Annotated in this window: 13 protein-coding genes, 1 tRNA gene and 1 pseudogene; 2 read left to right on the forward strand and 13 right to left on the reverse strand. The window is 43.4% G+C overall.

Translation table 11 applies throughout. The annotated features are described in order from the left end of the window. Positions 1 to 120: 120 nt before the first annotated feature. The 4 genes from ettA to purM form a co-directional block, all read right to left on the reverse strand. The gene (gene ettA, locus DRZ93_RS05375) at positions 121 to 1785 is read right to left on the reverse strand and encodes an energy-dependent translational throttle protein EttA (protein ID WP_113743003.1); all 1665 of its coding nucleotides are present in this window, start codon (positions 1783 to 1785) and stop codon (positions 121 to 123) included. A 100-nt stretch (positions 1786 to 1885) separates the two neighbouring features. Then, a complete protein-coding gene (locus DRZ93_RS05380) occupies positions 1886 to 2815 on the reverse strand; it encodes a flagellin N-terminal helical domain-containing protein (RefSeq protein ID WP_113743004.1) in 930 nt (309 codons plus the stop codon). Positions 2816 to 2963: 148 nt separating this feature from the next. Beyond that, positions 2964 to 3524 carry a hypothetical protein gene (locus tag DRZ93_RS05385; RefSeq protein ID WP_113743005.1) on the reverse strand — a complete coding sequence of 187 codons (561 nt, stop codon included), beginning with the start codon at positions 3522 to 3524 and terminating at the stop codon, positions 2964 to 2966. A gap of 426 nt (positions 3525 to 3950) precedes the next feature. Further along, complete coding sequence (purM, locus tag DRZ93_RS05390) at positions 3951 to 4985, reverse strand: phosphoribosylformylglycinamidine cyclo-ligase (protein WP_113746029.1); 1035 nt, start codon at positions 4983 to 4985, stop codon at positions 3951 to 3953. Positions 4986 to 5214: 229 nt separating this feature from the next. Here purM and DRZ93_RS05395 point away from each other — a divergent pair, with 229 nt between their 5' ends. Both DRZ93_RS05395 and DRZ93_RS05400 read left to right on the forward strand, forming a co-directional pair. Further along, positions 5215 to 6426 carry a DUF2066 domain-containing protein gene (locus DRZ93_RS05395; RefSeq protein ID WP_113746030.1) on the forward strand — a complete coding sequence of 404 codons (1212 nt, stop codon included), beginning with the start codon at positions 5215 to 5217 and terminating at the stop codon, positions 6424 to 6426. Between the two features lie 5 nt (positions 6427 to 6431). Next, the gene (locus tag DRZ93_RS05400; RefSeq protein ID WP_113746031.1) at positions 6432 to 7139 is read left to right on the forward strand and encodes an HdaA/DnaA family protein; all 708 of its coding nucleotides are present in this window, start codon (positions 6432 to 6434) and stop codon (positions 7137 to 7139) included. A gap of 63 nt (positions 7140 to 7202) precedes the next feature. Here DRZ93_RS05400 and ligA read toward each other — a convergent pair whose 3' ends face one another. From ligA to ffh, 9 genes and pseudogenes are all read right to left on the reverse strand, one after another. Further along, entirely contained in the window at positions 7203 to 9284 is a 2082-nt protein-coding gene (gene ligA, locus DRZ93_RS05405; RefSeq protein WP_113746032.1) for an NAD-dependent DNA ligase LigA, read from the reverse strand. A 5-nt stretch (positions 9285 to 9289) separates the two neighbouring features. Continuing rightward, a complete protein-coding gene (locus tag DRZ93_RS05410) occupies positions 9290 to 10027 on the reverse strand; it encodes a cell division protein ZipA C-terminal FtsZ-binding domain-containing protein (RefSeq protein WP_113743010.1) in 738 nt (245 codons plus the stop codon). Between the two features lie 169 nt (positions 10028 to 10196). Beyond that, positions 10197 to 10273 (reverse strand) — tRNA-Met (locus tag DRZ93_RS05415). 422 nt (positions 10274 to 10695) lie between these two features. Then, positions 10696 to 11046, reverse strand: a complete 351-nt coding sequence (gene rplS / locus DRZ93_RS05420; RefSeq protein ID WP_113743011.1) for a 50S ribosomal protein L19 — start codon at positions 11044 to 11046, stop codon at positions 10696 to 10698. Positions 11047 to 11051: 5 nt separating this feature from the next. Next, a complete protein-coding gene (gene trmD, locus DRZ93_RS05425; RefSeq protein WP_113743012.1) occupies positions 11052 to 11834 on the reverse strand; it encodes a tRNA (guanosine(37)-N1)-methyltransferase TrmD in 783 nt (260 codons plus the stop codon). Positions 11835 to 11836: 2 nt separating this feature from the next. Further along, positions 11837 to 12343: a ribosome maturation factor RimM gene (gene rimM, locus DRZ93_RS05430; RefSeq protein WP_172458061.1), complete on the reverse strand. Its 507-nt coding sequence runs from the start codon at positions 12341 to 12343 to the stop codon at positions 11837 to 11839. A gap of 159 nt (positions 12344 to 12502) precedes the next feature. Then, a pseudogene (gene rpsP, locus DRZ93_RS05435) lies at positions 12503 to 12733 on the reverse strand (30S ribosomal protein S16); the annotation flags it as partial. 131 nt (positions 12734 to 12864) lie between these two features. After that, positions 12865 to 14301 (reverse strand): IS4 family transposase, encoded by a 1437-nt coding sequence (locus tag DRZ93_RS05440; protein WP_113745805.1) that lies wholly within the window; start codon positions 14299 to 14301, stop codon positions 12865 to 12867. 365 nt (positions 14302 to 14666) lie between these two features. Then, a complete protein-coding gene (gene ffh, locus DRZ93_RS05445) occupies positions 14667 to 16070 on the reverse strand; it encodes a signal recognition particle protein (RefSeq protein WP_113746033.1) in 1404 nt (467 codons plus the stop codon). Positions 16071 to 16191 lie beyond the last annotated feature (121 nt).

Here is a 16191-nt window from a genome sequence, read left to right on the forward strand (position 1 = left end):
TTAGTGATAGGATAATAGCTAAACAGATATCTTCGTCTGTTTTATTTATTAAAAAATGATTTTATAATCAAGGCCTAACAAAAGGCCCCGGTATTAATCGGGGCCTTTTTCATCTAAAAATTAGTCAGTTACCTTCTTAAAGCGCATGCGATGAGGTTTAGCCTCCTCGCCAAGCTCTTTCTTCTTCCAGGCCTCATACTCTGTATAGTTGCCTTCAAAGAAGCGTACCTTGCCCTCATCACCATAATCTAGAATGTGAGTTGCAATACGATCAAGGAACCAGCGATCGTGAGAGATAACCATGGCAGAGCCCGGGAACTCTAAAAGAGCATTTTCAAGCGCACGCAGAGTCTCAACATCAAGATCGTTGGTAGGCTCGTCTAAAAGCAGCAGATTACCGCCAACCTGCAGCAGCTTGGCCAGCTGCAGACGACCGCGCTCACCGCCTGAGAGGTCGCCCACTCTCTTTTGCTGATCGGTGCTCTTGAAGTTGAATCTGCCTATATAGGCACGTGATGGAATTTCGTAGGTGCCAATGCGCAGTATATCCTGACCATGAGAGATTTCCTCATAGACAGTGTTCTCATCATTCATCTCATCTCTAAACTGCTCAACATAGGCAGTAACTACAGTATCACCAAGACGCACACTGCCGCTGTCTGGCTGTTCCATACCTGTAATCATTCTAAAGAGAGTAGATTTACCGGCACCGTTTGGACCAATGATACCTACAATGGCACCCTTTGGCACACTAAAGGAAAGATCATCGATTAAAACCTGTGAGTCATAGGCTTTGGATAAATGCTCAACCTCAAGCACTGTATCACCAAGTCTAGGCCCTGGTGGAATATACAGCTCATTGGTTTCATTACGGCGCTGATACTCAACATTGGACAGCTCCTCAAAGCGTGACAGACGGGCTTTGGATTTGGCATGACGGCCCTTGGCACCCTGACGTACCCACTCAAGCTCGCGCTCAATGGATTTACGGCGGGCTGATTCTGTGCTCTCTTCAATCTGCAGACGCTTGTCTTTCTGATCAAGCCATGATGAGTAATTACCCTGCCAAGGAATACCCTCGCCACGGTCAAGCTCTAAAATCCAGCCTGCCACATTATCAAGGAAGTAACGATCGTGGGTTACGGCCACTACTGTACCTGGATACTGATGCAAGAACTGCTCAAGCCAGTCTACAGACTCAGCATCGAGGTGGTTGGTAGGCTCATCTAAAAGCAGCATGTCTGGCTTTTCAAGCAGCAGACGGCACAAAGCCACACGACGTCTTTCACCACCTGAGAGCACCTTGATCTGACGCTCAAAATCAGGCAGACGCAGTGCATCGGCAGCTCTTTCTATCTGATTATCAAGATTGTGACCATCGCAGGCCTGAATAATAGCCTCAAGCTTACCCTGCTCTTTGGCCAGGGCATCAAAGTCGGCATTTTCATCGGCATAGGCGGCATAAACTTCATCAAGGCGTGACAGAGCTGCCTTGACCTCGCCAAAGGCCTCTTCAACAGTCTCTTTTACAGTCTTTTCAGGATCGAGTTTTGGCTCCTGCGGCAGATAGCCAATCTTAATGCCAGGCTGTGGTCTGGCCTCGCCCTCATAGTCATTGTCAATACCGGCCATAATCTTGATAAGAGTAGATTTGCCGGCACCGTTTAAACCCAGAACACCTATTTTGGCACCAGGAAAGAACGATAATGAAATATCTTTTAAAATCTGTCGCTTTGGCGGAACAATTTTGCCAACGCGATTCATGGTAAAAATAAATTGGGCCATGAGACATCCTCTTTAATGATTATGTTCATGATTTTATCATGAATGGCCACAATTGCCTATATTGGCAGGAAGACGGCAGAATCTGCCGTTCTATCCTTATTTATTTCTGTAGAAGTGACAGGGCTATCTGAGGTCTGGTATTGGCCTGGGTCAGCACTGAAGTTGATGACTGCTGCAGAATCTGCATGGCAGTAAGGTTGGCAGTTTCCTCAGCCCAGTCTGTATCACGGATCTGAGCTCTTGCTGCATGTACGTTTTCAGAAACGTTGGCCTGATTGCGTATTGTGGCCTCAACACGGTTCTGAATAGCACCAAGTTCTGCACGCTTGGTATCAATGGCATTGATAAGACCGTCAATACCGCCAAGCACCTTCTGAGCCTCCTCAGGAGTGGAGATATTGATACCACCGCCCTGTGGATCGTATTTAAATACATCCTTGTACTTGAAGGTACCGCCAGCCCAGCTCTCTGAAGGAGGAATAGTAAATTCGTCACCTGAGAGCTCTACTGTCAGATCGGTTAGCTGATCTGTATCAAAACCACAGGTTAAATCAATTTTGATAATGGAGCTTGGGTTTGGACCCACCTGGAATGGCAGCACACCTGCTTTGCCGTTTAGAAGATCCTGACCTGCAAAAGAGGTATTTTTTGCCACACGGACAATTTCTTTATTTAAGTGATCAACCTCCTGCTGCAGAGCGGCTCTGTCAGTTGGAGAATAGGTGCCGTTGGCAGCCTGCAGTGATAAGGTACGTATACGCTGCAGCATATTGGTAATCTCATCAAGAGCACCTTCAGCTGTCTGTGCATATGAAATACAGTCCTGAGCATTTCTGTTGCCCATGGACAGGCCGTCAATCTGTGTAGACAGACGATTTGAAATCTGCAGACCGGCCGCATCGTCTTTGGCTGAGTTGATGCGCTGACCTGATGACAGTCTTTCAAAGGCTGTATCAAGACCGTTGGTGGCACGGTTGACCTGGCGTCTTGCATTTAAAGATGCTAAATTTGAATTAACATATAAAGGCATATTTCTCTCCTACTCTTTTAAAAGAGTTATATATTGAGATTTTGTTTAAATCTGCAAATATTTATGAAAAATCTATGCCAGCTTTTAAATTATTTTTATGTAAGGATAAAAAAATACAGCTCTGAATTCTAAGCTGCATTTTTTTAATTTAGCGGTAGGTGGTAAGATTGTACACAAGATAATGAGCCCTTGGTTTGGCTGACATCTTGGTTATATAAAATCCAGCCTTCTGCGCCGAACGCAGGGCTTTTATATCATCAACCTTGGCCAGAGTGGATATGGCCCTGACACTGCCTCTGTCATAGCAGTCAAGTGAATAACGGCGCAGTTTTACAGACAGTGACTGTCCCTGACATGATGGATCTATACCTATATACTGCTCATGCAGATAATCATCCTTTATCTCACCTTCGTTGAACATAAAGAGATCATAACCTACAATTTTGCCTGTGCTTTTTTCCTCAATCACAGACATAAGCTCATTGGCTTTGAATTTATACAGCCAGTTTAGCCAGTTGACCACGCCCTGACGAAATAACATATAGTGCAGATTCTGTATAGCCTTGTAATCAGCGGCACTGCCTCTTCTGTAAATATAGGTGCCATCATCAACCCTAAGATCCTGTCTTAGATTGATGGCCCTGTCCATATTCATTTTCCACAGACTAAAGTCGCGCTTTAAGTGCTCCATATAGTGACTTACAGACATGAAAAACTCCTATACCAATTTGTTTTTTTTCAAGAGTATAGCAATTTTAAGGCCATGAAAAGTTAAAATTTCGATCTAAATCAGCAGTGAAAATTAAAAAAAGTTTGCAGAAAAATAAGTTTTTTATAAAAAATGTGAAAAAAAATATCTGACTTTATTTTAATTTTTATAAACAGGACCTTATACGCTATTTTACTTATAAATCAGATATATATGCTCTTTATAGCTCTTAAAATTAAACAAAAGAAAATACAGATAAACTTTTGTAAAGAACTAAAAATAAAAAGCCAGGATCCGTCTTTTTTGATAATTATTGTTAGGCACTTTTTAAAAATGGCGCCCAAACAGAGGCACTGTGCCTGCATAAAATGTCAAATGCACAGCCTAAGCTGTGCATTTTTATGTATAAATTAATATATAGGATCTTTAGTCTATAGTAACCTGTCTGCCATCTACAGCCTCAACTACGCTGCCAAGCAGCCAAGCTTTCTCGCCCTGAGCATTTAAAATCTCAATGGCCTTATCGGCATACTGCTGTGGTACCACAGCTATTATACCTACACCGCAGTTAAAGGTTCTGAACATCTCATGCTCTGTTACATTGCCATTGTCCATTAAGAATTTAAAGACCTCTGGCAGCTGCCATGAATCCTTTTTAACAGCGGCACACAGATTATCTGGCAGTACACGTGGAATATTCTCCCAGAAACCACCGCCTGTGATATGAGCCAGTGCATGTACCTCAACTTCATTGATAAGCTTTAATACAGGCTTTACATAAATCTTTGTAGGCTCAAGCAGAGCATCGGCAAGATTCTTGCCAGATGGCAGTGTCTCATTTAAAGCATCAACACTGGCATGCTTTAAAATATGGCGTATAAGTGAGTAGCCGTTGGAGTGAGGACCTGATGAGGCCATGGCAATAAGCGCATCACCCTTGCTTACACCTTTGCCATCTAGAATCTTGCTCTCTTCAACCACACCTACGCTAAAGCCTGCCAGATCATAGTCACCCTCATGATACATACCAGGCATTTCAGCAGTCTCGCCTCCGACTAGGGCACAGCCTGCCATCTGACAGCCTTTGGCAATACCGCCTACAACATCGGCAGCCACATCAACATCAAGCTTGCCTGTTGCATAATAATCAAGGAATAAAAGAGGCTCGGCACCCTGTACAATAAGATCGTTGACACACATGGCCACAAGATCGATACCTACAGTTTTATGTCTCTTAAAATCGATGGCCAGGCGTAATTTGGTACCTACACCATCTGTACCTGAAACCAAAACAGGTCTGGTGTAGCCCTCAGGAATACGGGTTAAAGCTCCAAAACCGCCAAGACCGCCGATGACCTCTTTGCGGCTTGTGGCCTTGACCGGAGCCTTGATACGCTCTACAAGCTCCTCGCCTGCATCAATATCCACACCAGCATCTTTATAAGTTAAGTTTGTAGACATAAAAATCTCCTCAATTAATCAGGCTTTATTATAAAGGAAAGTTAGCAAAGATAAAAGCAAAAGACCCTACTCTTTAGGCCCTGTGTGCCATGATGTATGCGCACATAAGTAAGATAATGGCTGTGCACCTGAATAGATGGCTTGGGGTGCATCGCATTTAATAATTTTGTGTATTTTGTTAAAATAGATTACTCATTTTTTTAAAAGCAGTATATAAGGTAGTAGCATCATGTCTGACAAAAGCTTTAAAAGAGCAGCCTTCTGTGGCCTTACATTATGTGTGTCACTTTCATGCAGTGCAGCTGATATATCAGCACCTCTTGAGGGCAGCCTTGATGACACACTGATCAAAGCTTTTAACTCCTATCTTGCTCAAAATACCTCACTTAGAACCGACATAAAGGACAGCAGCATAGCCGACGGCCTTATTGAAAGTGCTCTTATAGATGCAGGACAGCTACATGTCAACTTTGACAGAGCAGGCCTTGAGCTTTTTGTCAAAAGTCGCAATGCCACAGTGCTTGGCGCCATTGAAGATCCTGTTCTTGTCTACATGGTAGATATGTCTCCTACCTCTCAGGCAATATTGACTGACGGTGCAGGAGGCGATCTGGCTTCAGCCTTTTTACAAAGCTCTGATCTTAACAGCATCAGAATTATGTTTCCTTTAATGGATCTTGATGATATTCAAAAGTTCAGTGCACAGACAATACTCTCACACAATGACAGCGCCCTGTCACAGGCTGCGCAGCGTTATGGCTCTGATTTTTATATTGCAGGTGCCATAGAGAGCGATGGCACAAATGAACAGAGCTCACTTAAATTTAATGTCTGCACCAAAGATGGTGTCAATATACACAGCGGCAGTCTGTCTGGCAGCGCCGCCTCTGTCATCAATGCCCTTATGCATGAGTGCCGTACTGCCATCTCATCCTTTAAAAACTCAACTGCAGATGATAAAGATAAGACACACAGCGCTTTGAATGAAAACACAAAGCTAAGTGCCGCCGATCTTGATGTCAATACCTTAGGCCCGGGTCAGGATTTTGTTCGTATTGCCCTATATAACGTCAATTCACTTGAGGATATCAAGGCTATAAAAGATGCTTTTATCACCTATGGCTATGATGATAATGTCAATGTGGTGCGCATTGAGCCTGATCATTTTATTGTTGAGATAAAAACCAGTGCCAAGCCTACCATTCTTGACAGCACTATGCGCCGCGCCGGTGATTTTAGCTATGTTGGAGCCTGGAGCTATTCATATTTAAAATCTGTGCCCCATGCTGTAACGCACTTTAACACCATGGGTAAAAGACAGTCTGTCAATGCAGTCTTTGGCAGTGATGTAACTGTATCTGCAGCTACTGATGCAAAGCAGGATGTACCTGATTCAGATAAGGGTCAGGCTGCTGTTGCAATCACAAATGGGGATGAATAGTCCTGATGAGTACCACACCTTATCAGGATGCGCTGCACTTTGGGGCTAATGATAGTATTACGCTCTCAAGTTTTTATGAAGGACAGAATACTCTTTTGCTTGAGACCTGTAAAAAGGCCATTGCCACAATGCGCCATGAGAGTTATTTTATTTTTGCCCCGCCTGGCAGTGGTAAAACCCATTTGATTACAGCACTGTTTAACAGCATAGAAAACAGAGCCGAAAAAGCTTTTTTCATGGATCTGTCAATTGCCGTTAAATTAAGTCCGGCACTACTTAATATAAATCCCTATCCTGTAATGTTTGTGGACAATGTGGATGCCATCTGTGCAAAGAGTGAGTTTGAAGATGCCTTTTTTGCCCTGTACAACCGCTGGTTTGATTATGGCACAGGCCCTTTGTTTATAACAGCAGTAGAGTCAGCCGACTCCATTGCCTTTTTGCGCAGGGATTTAAACACAAGACTTGGCAATGGTCTTACCTTTCCTCTGCTGCGTTTAAATGAAGAGGACTGCGCCAGAGCCTTAGAGCTTAAGGCTATAATGCGTGGCTTTACACTTGCCCCCAAGGTAGCTCAGTATCTTGTGCGCCATAAAAACGCCTATATGCCGGCTCTTGTAGATATTCTAGACAGGCTTGATCTGGCCTCTTTGCAAAGACAAAGGGAGATAACCATACCTTTTATCAAAGAGATTTTAGGCCCAGATCTTTAAGATATAATAAAACTAAAGCCTGTTACATCAAAACAGGCTTTAACATTATAGGTAAAGAGCTTTTTATTCAAGGGCTTTGTATTTTTGCAAAAGCTTAATAAGATCTTCTTCGCTTAAAATCTCAATACCAAGCTCTGTGGCTTTGCGCAGCTTGTCTCCAGCCTCGGCGCCTGCTATAACAGCTGTAGTCTTTTTAGACACAGAGCCTGAGACTGTGGCACCTAAGGATAAAAGCAGGGCCTTTACCTTAGAGCGTGGCATAGATAAAGTACCTGTAAGCACGTAGGTTTTAGAGGCAAGAGGCAGATTGTCCATAGCCTCTTTATCAATCTTGCACGATTTGGTCTTAATGCCTGCTGAGAATAAAAAACCGCTGTTGCTTTCAACCAGGCGCTCAATGACCTCAAGATTGTGTTTTTCAGCAAAGAAATCAACAATATGTGTGGCCACCACCGCGCCAATATCTTTGAGCTTTATCAGATCATCAAATGTCGCATCACAAAGCTCATGTATATTTTCATACTCATGGGCCAGAGTCAAAGCTGTGGCCTCACCCACCTCACGTATGCCAAGGGCATAGACAAAGCGGTTAAAATCAATGCTGCGTGATTTATCAATAGCTGCCACAAGCTTTGTGCCAATGACCTTGCCAATAAGTCTGACCTTGCCATCTTCCTTGCCGCTCTCGAGCATGGTTGAGGCAATATCATCAACAGACAGTGTATAGATATCGGCTATGGTTTTGACCTTGCCGCTATCAACGAGGGCCTGTACAATTTTATCGCCAAAGCCTTCAATATCCATGGCATTGCGCGAGACAAAGTGGCGTATGGCTTCTTTTTGCTGTGCAGGGCATACAAGACCTCCGCTGCAGCGTGCGACAGCCTCGCCTGCAACCTTCTCCACAAGTGAGCCACACACAGGACAGTGCGTTGGAAAGACAATATCTTTAACATCGCTGCCACGTCTGTCTTTGACTACAGCTGTAATCTGCGGAATCACATCGCCGGCGCGTCTTATGACCACATAATCGCCTATTTTTATATCAAGGCGTTTTATCTCATCGGCATTGTGCAAGGTGGCATTGGAGATGCATGCTCCGCCTACCACGACGCTCTTAAGACGGGCTACAGGGGTCAGCGCACCAGTTCTGCCCACCTGAAACTCAACATCTAAAAGCCTGGTAATCTCCTCCTGCGGCGGGAATTTATAGGCCACAGCAAAGCGCGGAGTTCTTGCTGTATAGCCCATGCTCTCCTGCAGCTCAATACTGTCAAGCTTTAGCACTACACCGTCTATATCATAATTTAAACTGTCGCGCAGATTATTTATCTTTTTGTAAAACTCACGCAGTCCCTCAAGACCTCTGGCCCGTGTGACATGCTCATTTACAGGCACTCCTAGCTCTTTGACATACATAAGTCTGTCATATTGCGTATCAGGCAGCTCTACACCCTCAGCCCTTGCAATAAAATAGGCATTAAAGGTTAAAGGTCGACGAGCCGTCTCTTTTGGATCAAGCTGGCGTAAACTGCCAGCTGCTGCATTGCGCGGATTGGCAAAGACCTTTAGATTGTGGGCTCTTGCATTTTCATTCCAGGCATTAAAGCCGTCGCGGGGCATAAAGACCTCGCCGCGTATTTCAATAAGAGAGGGAATATTAGCAGAGCGCAGTTTCAAAGGAATAGCCTTGATGGTTCTTACATTTTCTGTAATATCCTCACCTGTACGGCCATCACCACGTGTGGCTGCCTGCACCAGCTCTCCGTCTATATATAAAAGCGATACAGCAAGACCGTCAAGCTTTACCTCGGCGCAAAAAGGAGCGTTTGATGGGGCACCTGAGGCAAGACATCTGCTGCTAAAATCCACAAGCTCGTCATCTTCAAAGATATCGGCAAGAGAGAGCATGGGAATAACATGCTCAATCTGTTTAAAGCTGTCTTTGACTGCACCGCCTACACGCTGTGTAGGTGAGTTTTTATCTATAAATTGCGGATACTTTTGTTCTAAATCTAAAAGTTCATGATAGAGCCTGTCATATTCACTGTCAGGCACTAAAGGATCATCATCTACATAATAGGCTTTGGCATAGCTGTCTAAGGTGGCACTCAAAGCCCTGATTTTTTCTTGTATCTCATCCATGAGCTTTAAGCCTGCTCATCATATTTGCGCAGACCATCGGCCATGGCATCAAGACGCTCTTCTGTAAGCTCATTGTGGTAGTTATCCTCAAGATGACCGCCAAGACGCTGAATAAAGATATTGGCACACATGCGTATAGATTTAAAATATGGATAACCCTTGCCCTTGTGTGGCAGATTCATATACAAGGCCAGAGCTCTGGTCTTGTAGTTTTTCATATCCTGCGGGAATGAGTAAGGAGGCTCTAGGGAGCAGATCCTAAAGACTTCATCGGCTCTGGTGTTTGGATCTTCATAGACATAGAAAATATCCATATTGCCGCGCAATATGCCATAGGCGGCACAGATCTCCTCAATATCGGCACCAATATAGGACTTGCCCTCAGGAGCCACGAGATTAATCTCATAGCTTTGTGACCAGGCACAAGGCTCAATGGCGCTGACAGGAGTAGCTATATTTTCAATCTTACTGTCATTTATAGTCTGAATATTGCAGTTGATAGCCTCTTTGGCACTGTTATCAAAGTTTACAGTAGCATTATGCGTACCTCTTTTAGGTCCTGCCTCTACTATTCTGACCTTGGCAACATTTTCATTCATGCTGTCAGATAATTTATGCTTATTCTCTGATGATAGTTTTACATTATTCGAACGGCCGGAGAAATACAGACCGTGAATTAAAAAGGCGAAAATAGAGATGGCGCCTACAACTAAGATTATGGCTACAGGATCGTTAAAAGACATGGTGCGCTCCTTTATATTTATAGACAAAAGATTATCATAAAACACAGAGCTTTTTGCAAGTATTGAAAATATATTGTACTAAGTACACTTAGGCTGTGACTTGTGGCAATGGGAAATTTCAGAGGGGCAAAAACAAAAAAAACTTACCATTTGCGGTAAGTTTCTTTATTGGTTGCGGGGGCAGGATTTGAACCTACGACCTTCGGGTTATGAGCCCGACGAGCTACCGGGCTGCTCCACCCCGCGACTGTCTTGATGTGATATATTATATAGGTCAAAGTGTGATCGGTCAAGAACTTTTTTGAAAAATTTTGTGTATACGATCTTGGAATTTTAAAAAACACTTTAATAATAAGAACTTAAGTATAAATAATATTAAATTTAAAGCTAAAATAAAGCTTATAAATTTTTAAAATGTTTAAATTTGCCAAGTTTGTTAAGTGTTTATTTAGCCGCCAGATCTATGAGGTTTTATCCAAAGGGAATTGATAAGAGACTTTAGTCAATGACTTGCGCATATAGGGGAAAGATAAATGATATAAGATTAAGGGTTTAAGATTAAAAACTGTAGATGTTATTGTGAAGATTAGACGGTAAATAAATATAGAAGATAATATAAAGACCTGTTACAACTGATGCCAGATATGACTGGCATCAGCATAGATCCGTTAAACCTTCTCGCGGATACGAGCGGCCTTACCGGTGCGGCTGCGTAAGTAGTACAGCTTGGCACGGCGTACATCACCACGACGAGTTACCTTAACAGAGGCAATCATTGGTGAATGAGTCTGGAATACACGCTCTACACCCTCACCTGATGACATCTTACGTACAGTGAATGATGAGTTTAAGCCACGGTTGCGCTTGGCAATAACGTTACCCTCAAAAGCCTGCAGACGTGTCTTGTCACCTTCAACAACGCGAACCTCTACACGTACGGTATCACCAGGATTGAACTCTGGGATATCAGTGCGGATCTGCTCTTTCTCGAGTTGATCAATAATTGGATGGCTGGCCATATTAATTACCTACCCTGAATATTAAATAAAATTGTTTTTGCCTCTACCTCAAGACCTTTATCCCTGAGATAGTCGACGATAAGCATAAGCTCATCATCTGAAAATGTTCTGGACCTTAGCAGATCAGGTCTGCGCTCATAGGTGCGACCTAAAGCCTGCTGTAATCTCCAGCGTCGGATCTTTGCGTGATCACCGCATAAAACAATATCAGGAACTTTATCTCCATCAACCGCCTCAGGACGTGTGTACTGAGGAAAATGCAGCAGACCTTTTGCAAAAGAGTCCTCTTGAGCATTCTGAATGTCGCCTAAAACTCCAGGCACCATTCTTGATACTGCATCGATGACACACATGGCGGGTAATTCGCCTCCCGACAGCACGTAGTCACCAATTGAAACCTCCAGATCGACCTGCTTCTGAAGGACGCGTTCATCAATACCCTCATAGCGTCCTGCTACAAGAATAATCGAACCCCATTCATGGAATTTCGTGACCAGCGAGTGATCGAGACGCGCTCCCTGAGGAGACATGCATACGACCTTGGTTCCTACAGGTGCTTCGCGACGGGCCTGACTTATAGCATCCGTCAGAGGCTGTACCTTCATAAGCATGCCAGGACCGCCGCCGTACGGCTTGTCGTCCACAGTCTTATACTTGTCATAGGTATAATCGCGCGGATTGTAGGTGTGTACCTCAATCAGGCCTTTTTCACAGGCCCTGCGCGTTACGCCATATGCAGTTACAGCGCTGAACATCTGCGGGAATAGCGAAACTATACCAAACCACATGTCTAGTAATCTTCGCCCCACTCTACCCTGATTATGCCAGATTCGAGATCAACATCTGTCACAATAGGGCCTTTAACAAAAGGAATCAATCGCTCTTTGCGATCACCTTTTGTCCGGTCAGAGGGAGACACCACAAGTAAAGGAGCGGCTCCTTGATCCATAACTCTTGACACTGTGCCAAGACATACATCATTGATGCCTATTACTGTGCAGCCTTCAAGATCGCACAGATAAAACTCACCATCTGATGCAGGGGGTAGGCTTGAACGCCTGATCCCTATATCCATTCCGGTCAGAAGCGCTGCCTCTTCGCGGACGTCAACCCCATGAAGCTTTACAATGAAAGTATCTCCATGCGGTTTAAAAGCTTCGACCTGAACCTCACGCCAATCATCCCCACGCCTTGAAATGTACCATGGCGAGTAGTCAAAAAGGTTTTCAGGTTGCTCTGTAAAGGACTGTACCTTAAGGTAGCCCTTTATTCCAAAGGTAGACCCAAGTCTGCCCATGGAGCGTGGTTCATCTCCTTGCATAGAGGAGAAGTATTAAGCCTGAGCCTCTTGAGCTGCGGCAGCAGCCTCAGCCTCAGCCTTTGCCTGGCGACGGGCAACAGCAGCGGCATGCTTTTCTTCACGATACTTGGCAACAGCCTCAGGTCCCATCTCGTTCTCTTTGATTAAACGAGCTACACGATCTGATGGCTGAGCACCTGTACCGATCCAGTACTGAATACGATCTGCATCAAGACGCAGACGAACTTCTTTACCGGTGGCAATTGGGTTGAAAATACCAACCTGCTCAATAAAACGACCTGTTGCAGCAAAACGTGAATCAGCTACAACAACGTGATAGAAAGGACGCTTCTTAGCGCCTACACGACGTAAACGAATGACTACCATTTCGTATTGTACCTACAAATAAATGACGATCCCACATGAGACCGTCTTGTTACTAATATACAGTGGAGCGATTTTACCTAAATCTAGGAAAAAATCAAGATCTAAATCAAAGTATTTTCATACCCATGAACTTAAGCCTTGATTGTAACATCAATTTTGTGCGGTATTAAAAAGTCTTTCGTCATATGGTGTGTATTGTAAATTTTATCGACCAGGAGGCTTACGTCCTTTTTAAGATCTATATCCCTTTGTGATGGTTTAGTTCGCATCATAGAATCTAAAAGACCTTCAAACTTGCTGATCTCATTGTATATTGTAGACTTAGCGCCTTTGACCATGGCTTTTAACAATGGTCCTATATCTCTGATAGAGGAAGCCATCTTTAACAGAGATATTTCCCGTTTTTTACGTTGGTCATCTCTTTTCTTTTTCTGAAGCTGTTTTGCTATAAGCTTTTTGATGAGGTATGAGCCAATACTTGCATAAATAAAGAGCAGGATAATTTCTTTGATGGACGAATTGATAGAGCAGAGGCTGTTGCTACTTTTAAGTGCTTTAAACATGATCTCGCAGGACCAGCGCGTCCTGTAAGTATCAGCTATAACTGATGCTGCTACACGGCTTGCATCTATGTTGGTGATGAAATAATTAAATTTATCATCAACAGGATTATAGATACGAATCATCCTTAAAACGGTATCATCGTTAACCTGCACAGCCATATCAACCAGAGGATATTTGCTGCCATTTAAGTGCTGACATGGTTTGCATCCTTCAAATTCATGTAACGTGGCTCCGTTGCCATCCATTGCATGAATAATCTTATAGGCGCAATTCTCCTTGCCTCTGAATATAAAATAATGCCCCTTGGATATAAGTAGCAAATATAAAGCTTCAGATACATATCCCCTGTCGCACAGATATAACACCTGCTCATAGATATCTGGTGACAGGTGCTCTCTTTCATTGGCTACAGCCTCCGTAATATCAATATGTGTAGGCATATTATTTACAATAGAAAACCCCGTATGCAGTTTAATAGCGGCAGATTTTTTATCAGGGTTGGTCTTGTCAGGATTACGTGTTTTAGCCTTGCAGCTAAAGTTGTCATAGGCTGAGTATCTAAGGGAGATTTCAGAGCCATCCACCATGATAATATCATTAACACCGACACTCTGCCTGTAAGCCTCAAGCAGTTTCAGACCAGTTTCATTAGTATCGTCTTTAACAAGCATAGAGAGGTTTTCTATAGTATTCTTCATAACTTCAAGCAGTCCCTCTGAACGCAGACGGTTGTGAAGAGCCTTTGAAGATATATCAATGCCAAACATGTCAGAATAGCACTTATGAAATCCATTTAAAGTAAAGGTTATATTGTTAGAGTTTTGGTTAGTAGAGGCATATGTTAAAAGAGCTGAGAGAAGTTCAGCTATTGTAACTTTTCTTTGCCTTTTGAGTGTGCCATTTTTTCTGGCAAAATTATTAATAAGCTCTTTGCTGAAGACGGTTAAAATATTTAAGAGTTCAGCTCTTTGAATATAGAGATTAATTTGAGATAATAAAGACATAGCAAGTTTTCCTTTGTTTGGTTTGGTTTGGTATATTATACCATGGAAACTTGCTATACCCCATAAAAATCCTTTATAAAACAATCTGTTAGATCGTTTTTAATACTTCTAACAACCTCTTTTTGTATCAGAATTGTATGTTTCCAAAAAAATCAAACAAAAAACCCGCATCGAGGTCTTTTGCACTAATTTTTAGCACGATAGAATGCGGGTTTGCGGAATGATTTTAAGCCAAAAACTTCTGGATTTTAATAAATGCTTAAAAATCAAGACTTTACTAAGATCCTAGGTATGAAGTATTTTTATAAAGTCATGACATTAGAGCACTTTTAAGTAGCTGTCATGACTTTATAAATTTATTGCATTTAGCGCTTAAAGAAATTACCGCCGCCAAAGCCACCAAGATTTGGCATGCCGCCACCCATAGCGCCCATCATGCCACGCATGGCACCGGCCATTTTACGTACACCGCCCTTACCCATTTTCTTCATCATGCGCTGCATGGTATCAAACTGCTTTAACAGCTGATTGACCTCATAGATCTGCACACCGGCACCGGCAGCAATACGTCTTTTGCGTGAACCCTTGATAATCTCAGGTTTGCGCCTCTCCTTTGGGGTCATGGAGTTGATAATAGCCTCAAGATGCACAAGAGATTTGTCATTGACCTGATCTTTAATCTTGTCAGCCATACCGCCCATACCAGGCATCTTTTCTAGCAGTGAGGTCATGCCACCCATCTTTTTCATCTCGCGCAGCTGCTCGGCAAAATCCTCAAGAGTAAAGCCCTTGCCCGATTTAATCTTATCGGCCATGGCCTTGGTTTTGGTCTCATCGGTATTTCTCTGCAGCTCTTCAATAAGAGAGAGCAGATCTCCCATATCTAAAATACGTGAAGCAATTCTGTCAGGGTGGAATGGCTCAAGGGCAGCTACCTTCTCGCCCATACCTATAAATTTAATGCTCTTGCCTGTAATCTCACGCACAGACAGGGCAGCACCGCCTCTGGCATCACCATCGGCCTTGGTAAGGATAACACCGGTAAGAGGTAGAGCCTCGGAAAAGGCTTTGGCTGTATTGGCAGCATCCTGACCTGTCATGGCGTCAACCACAAACAAAGTCTCTATAGGATCTAAAATACCATGCAGGCTTTTGACCTCCTGCATCATATACTCATCTACTGCAAGACGACCTGCTGTATCGACAATAAGTACATCAAAAACCTTCTTTTTAGCATAATCAAGCGCAATTGCTGCAATATCCTCAGGTTTTTGTGTAGCATCTGAAGGTATAACCTCAACTCCGACATCGCGACCTAAAGTGGCAAGCTGCTCAATAGCTGCAGGTCTGTAGGTATCAACAGAGACCATGGCCACTGACTTTTTAAGTCTTTCTTTTATATAAAGTGCAAGTTTGGCTGCAGATGTGGTTTTACCGGCACCCTGCAGACCTGCAAGAAGAATTACTGCAGGCGGCTGATGGGCCAGATTGAGCTCTTCTGTCTGACCACCCATGGTCTGCACCAGCTCATCATAAACGCCCTTGATAAACTCCTGACCTGGGGTAAGACTTAAACTTACCTCCTGTCCCAAGGCTCTTTCCTTGACTCTTGCTGTAAAACTTTTAACAACAGGCAGTGCCACATCTGCCTCAAGCAGAGCTGTTCTGACCTCGCGCAGGGTATCTTTGATATTATCTTCTGTAATACGGCCCTGGCCCTTGATATTCTTTAAGGTACGATTAAGTCGCTGTGTTAGATTGTCAAACATGTAAAACCCTCTTATATAACCGTTGAGATTATAGCAGTATTTTAAAATATGGGCAGTAGCACGTGTTTAAAAATGAGGCAGGCACAAAAAGATAAGGCATCATATACATGATGCCCCATAA

The sequence above is a fragment of the Anaerobiospirillum thomasii genome (assembly GCF_900445255.1).
Taxonomy (GTDB): Bacteria; Pseudomonadota; Gammaproteobacteria; order Enterobacterales; family Succinivibrionaceae; genus Anaerobiospirillum_A; species Anaerobiospirillum_A thomasii.

What these genes read in the sequence shown, in the direction of transcription:
- DRZ93_RS05385 (WP_113743005.1), bottom strand. Translation starts at nt 3,524, where the DNA reads ATGTCTGTAAGTCACTATATGGAGCACTTAAAGCGCGACTTTAGTCTG.
- ettA (WP_113743003.1), bottom strand. Translation starts at nt 1,785, where the DNA reads ATGGCCCAATTTATTTTTACCATGAATCGCGTTGGCAAAATTGTTCCG.
- DRZ93_RS05440 (WP_113745805.1), bottom strand. Translation starts at nt 14,301, where the DNA reads ATGTCTTTATTATCTCAAATTAATCTCTATATTCAAAGAGCTGAACTC.
- ligA (WP_113746032.1), bottom strand. Translation starts at nt 9,284, where the DNA reads ATGGATGAGATACAAGAAAAAATCAGGGCTTTGAGTGCCACCTTAGAC.
- DRZ93_RS05400 (WP_113746031.1), top strand. Translation starts at nt 6,432, where the DNA reads ATGAGTACCACACCTTATCAGGATGCGCTGCACTTTGGGGCTAATGAT.
- DRZ93_RS05395 (WP_113746030.1), top strand. Translation starts at nt 5,215, where the DNA reads ATGTCTGACAAAAGCTTTAAAAGAGCAGCCTTCTGTGGCCTTACATTA.
- ffh (WP_113746033.1), bottom strand. Translation starts at nt 16,070, where the DNA reads ATGTTTGACAATCTAACACAGCGACTTAATCGTACCTTAAAGAATATC.
- rimM (WP_172458061.1), bottom strand. Translation starts at nt 12,343, where the DNA reads ATGGGCAGACTTGGGTCTACCTTTGGAATAAAGGGCTACCTTAAGGTA.
- DRZ93_RS05410 (WP_113743010.1), bottom strand. Translation starts at nt 10,027, where the DNA reads ATGTCTTTTAACGATCCTGTAGCCATAATCTTAGTTGTAGGCGCCATC.
- DRZ93_RS05380 (WP_113743004.1), bottom strand. Translation starts at nt 2,815, where the DNA reads ATGCCTTTATATGTTAATTCAAATTTAGCATCTTTAAATGCAAGACGC.
- purM (WP_113746029.1), bottom strand. Translation starts at nt 4,985, where the DNA reads ATGTCTACAAACTTAACTTATAAAGATGCTGGTGTGGATATTGATGCA.
- rplS (WP_113743011.1), bottom strand. Translation starts at nt 11,046, where the DNA reads ATGGCCAGCCATCCAATTATTGATCAACTCGAGAAAGAGCAGATCCGC.
- trmD (WP_113743012.1), bottom strand. Translation starts at nt 11,834, where the DNA reads ATGTGGTTTGGTATAGTTTCGCTATTCCCGCAGATGTTCAGCGCTGTA.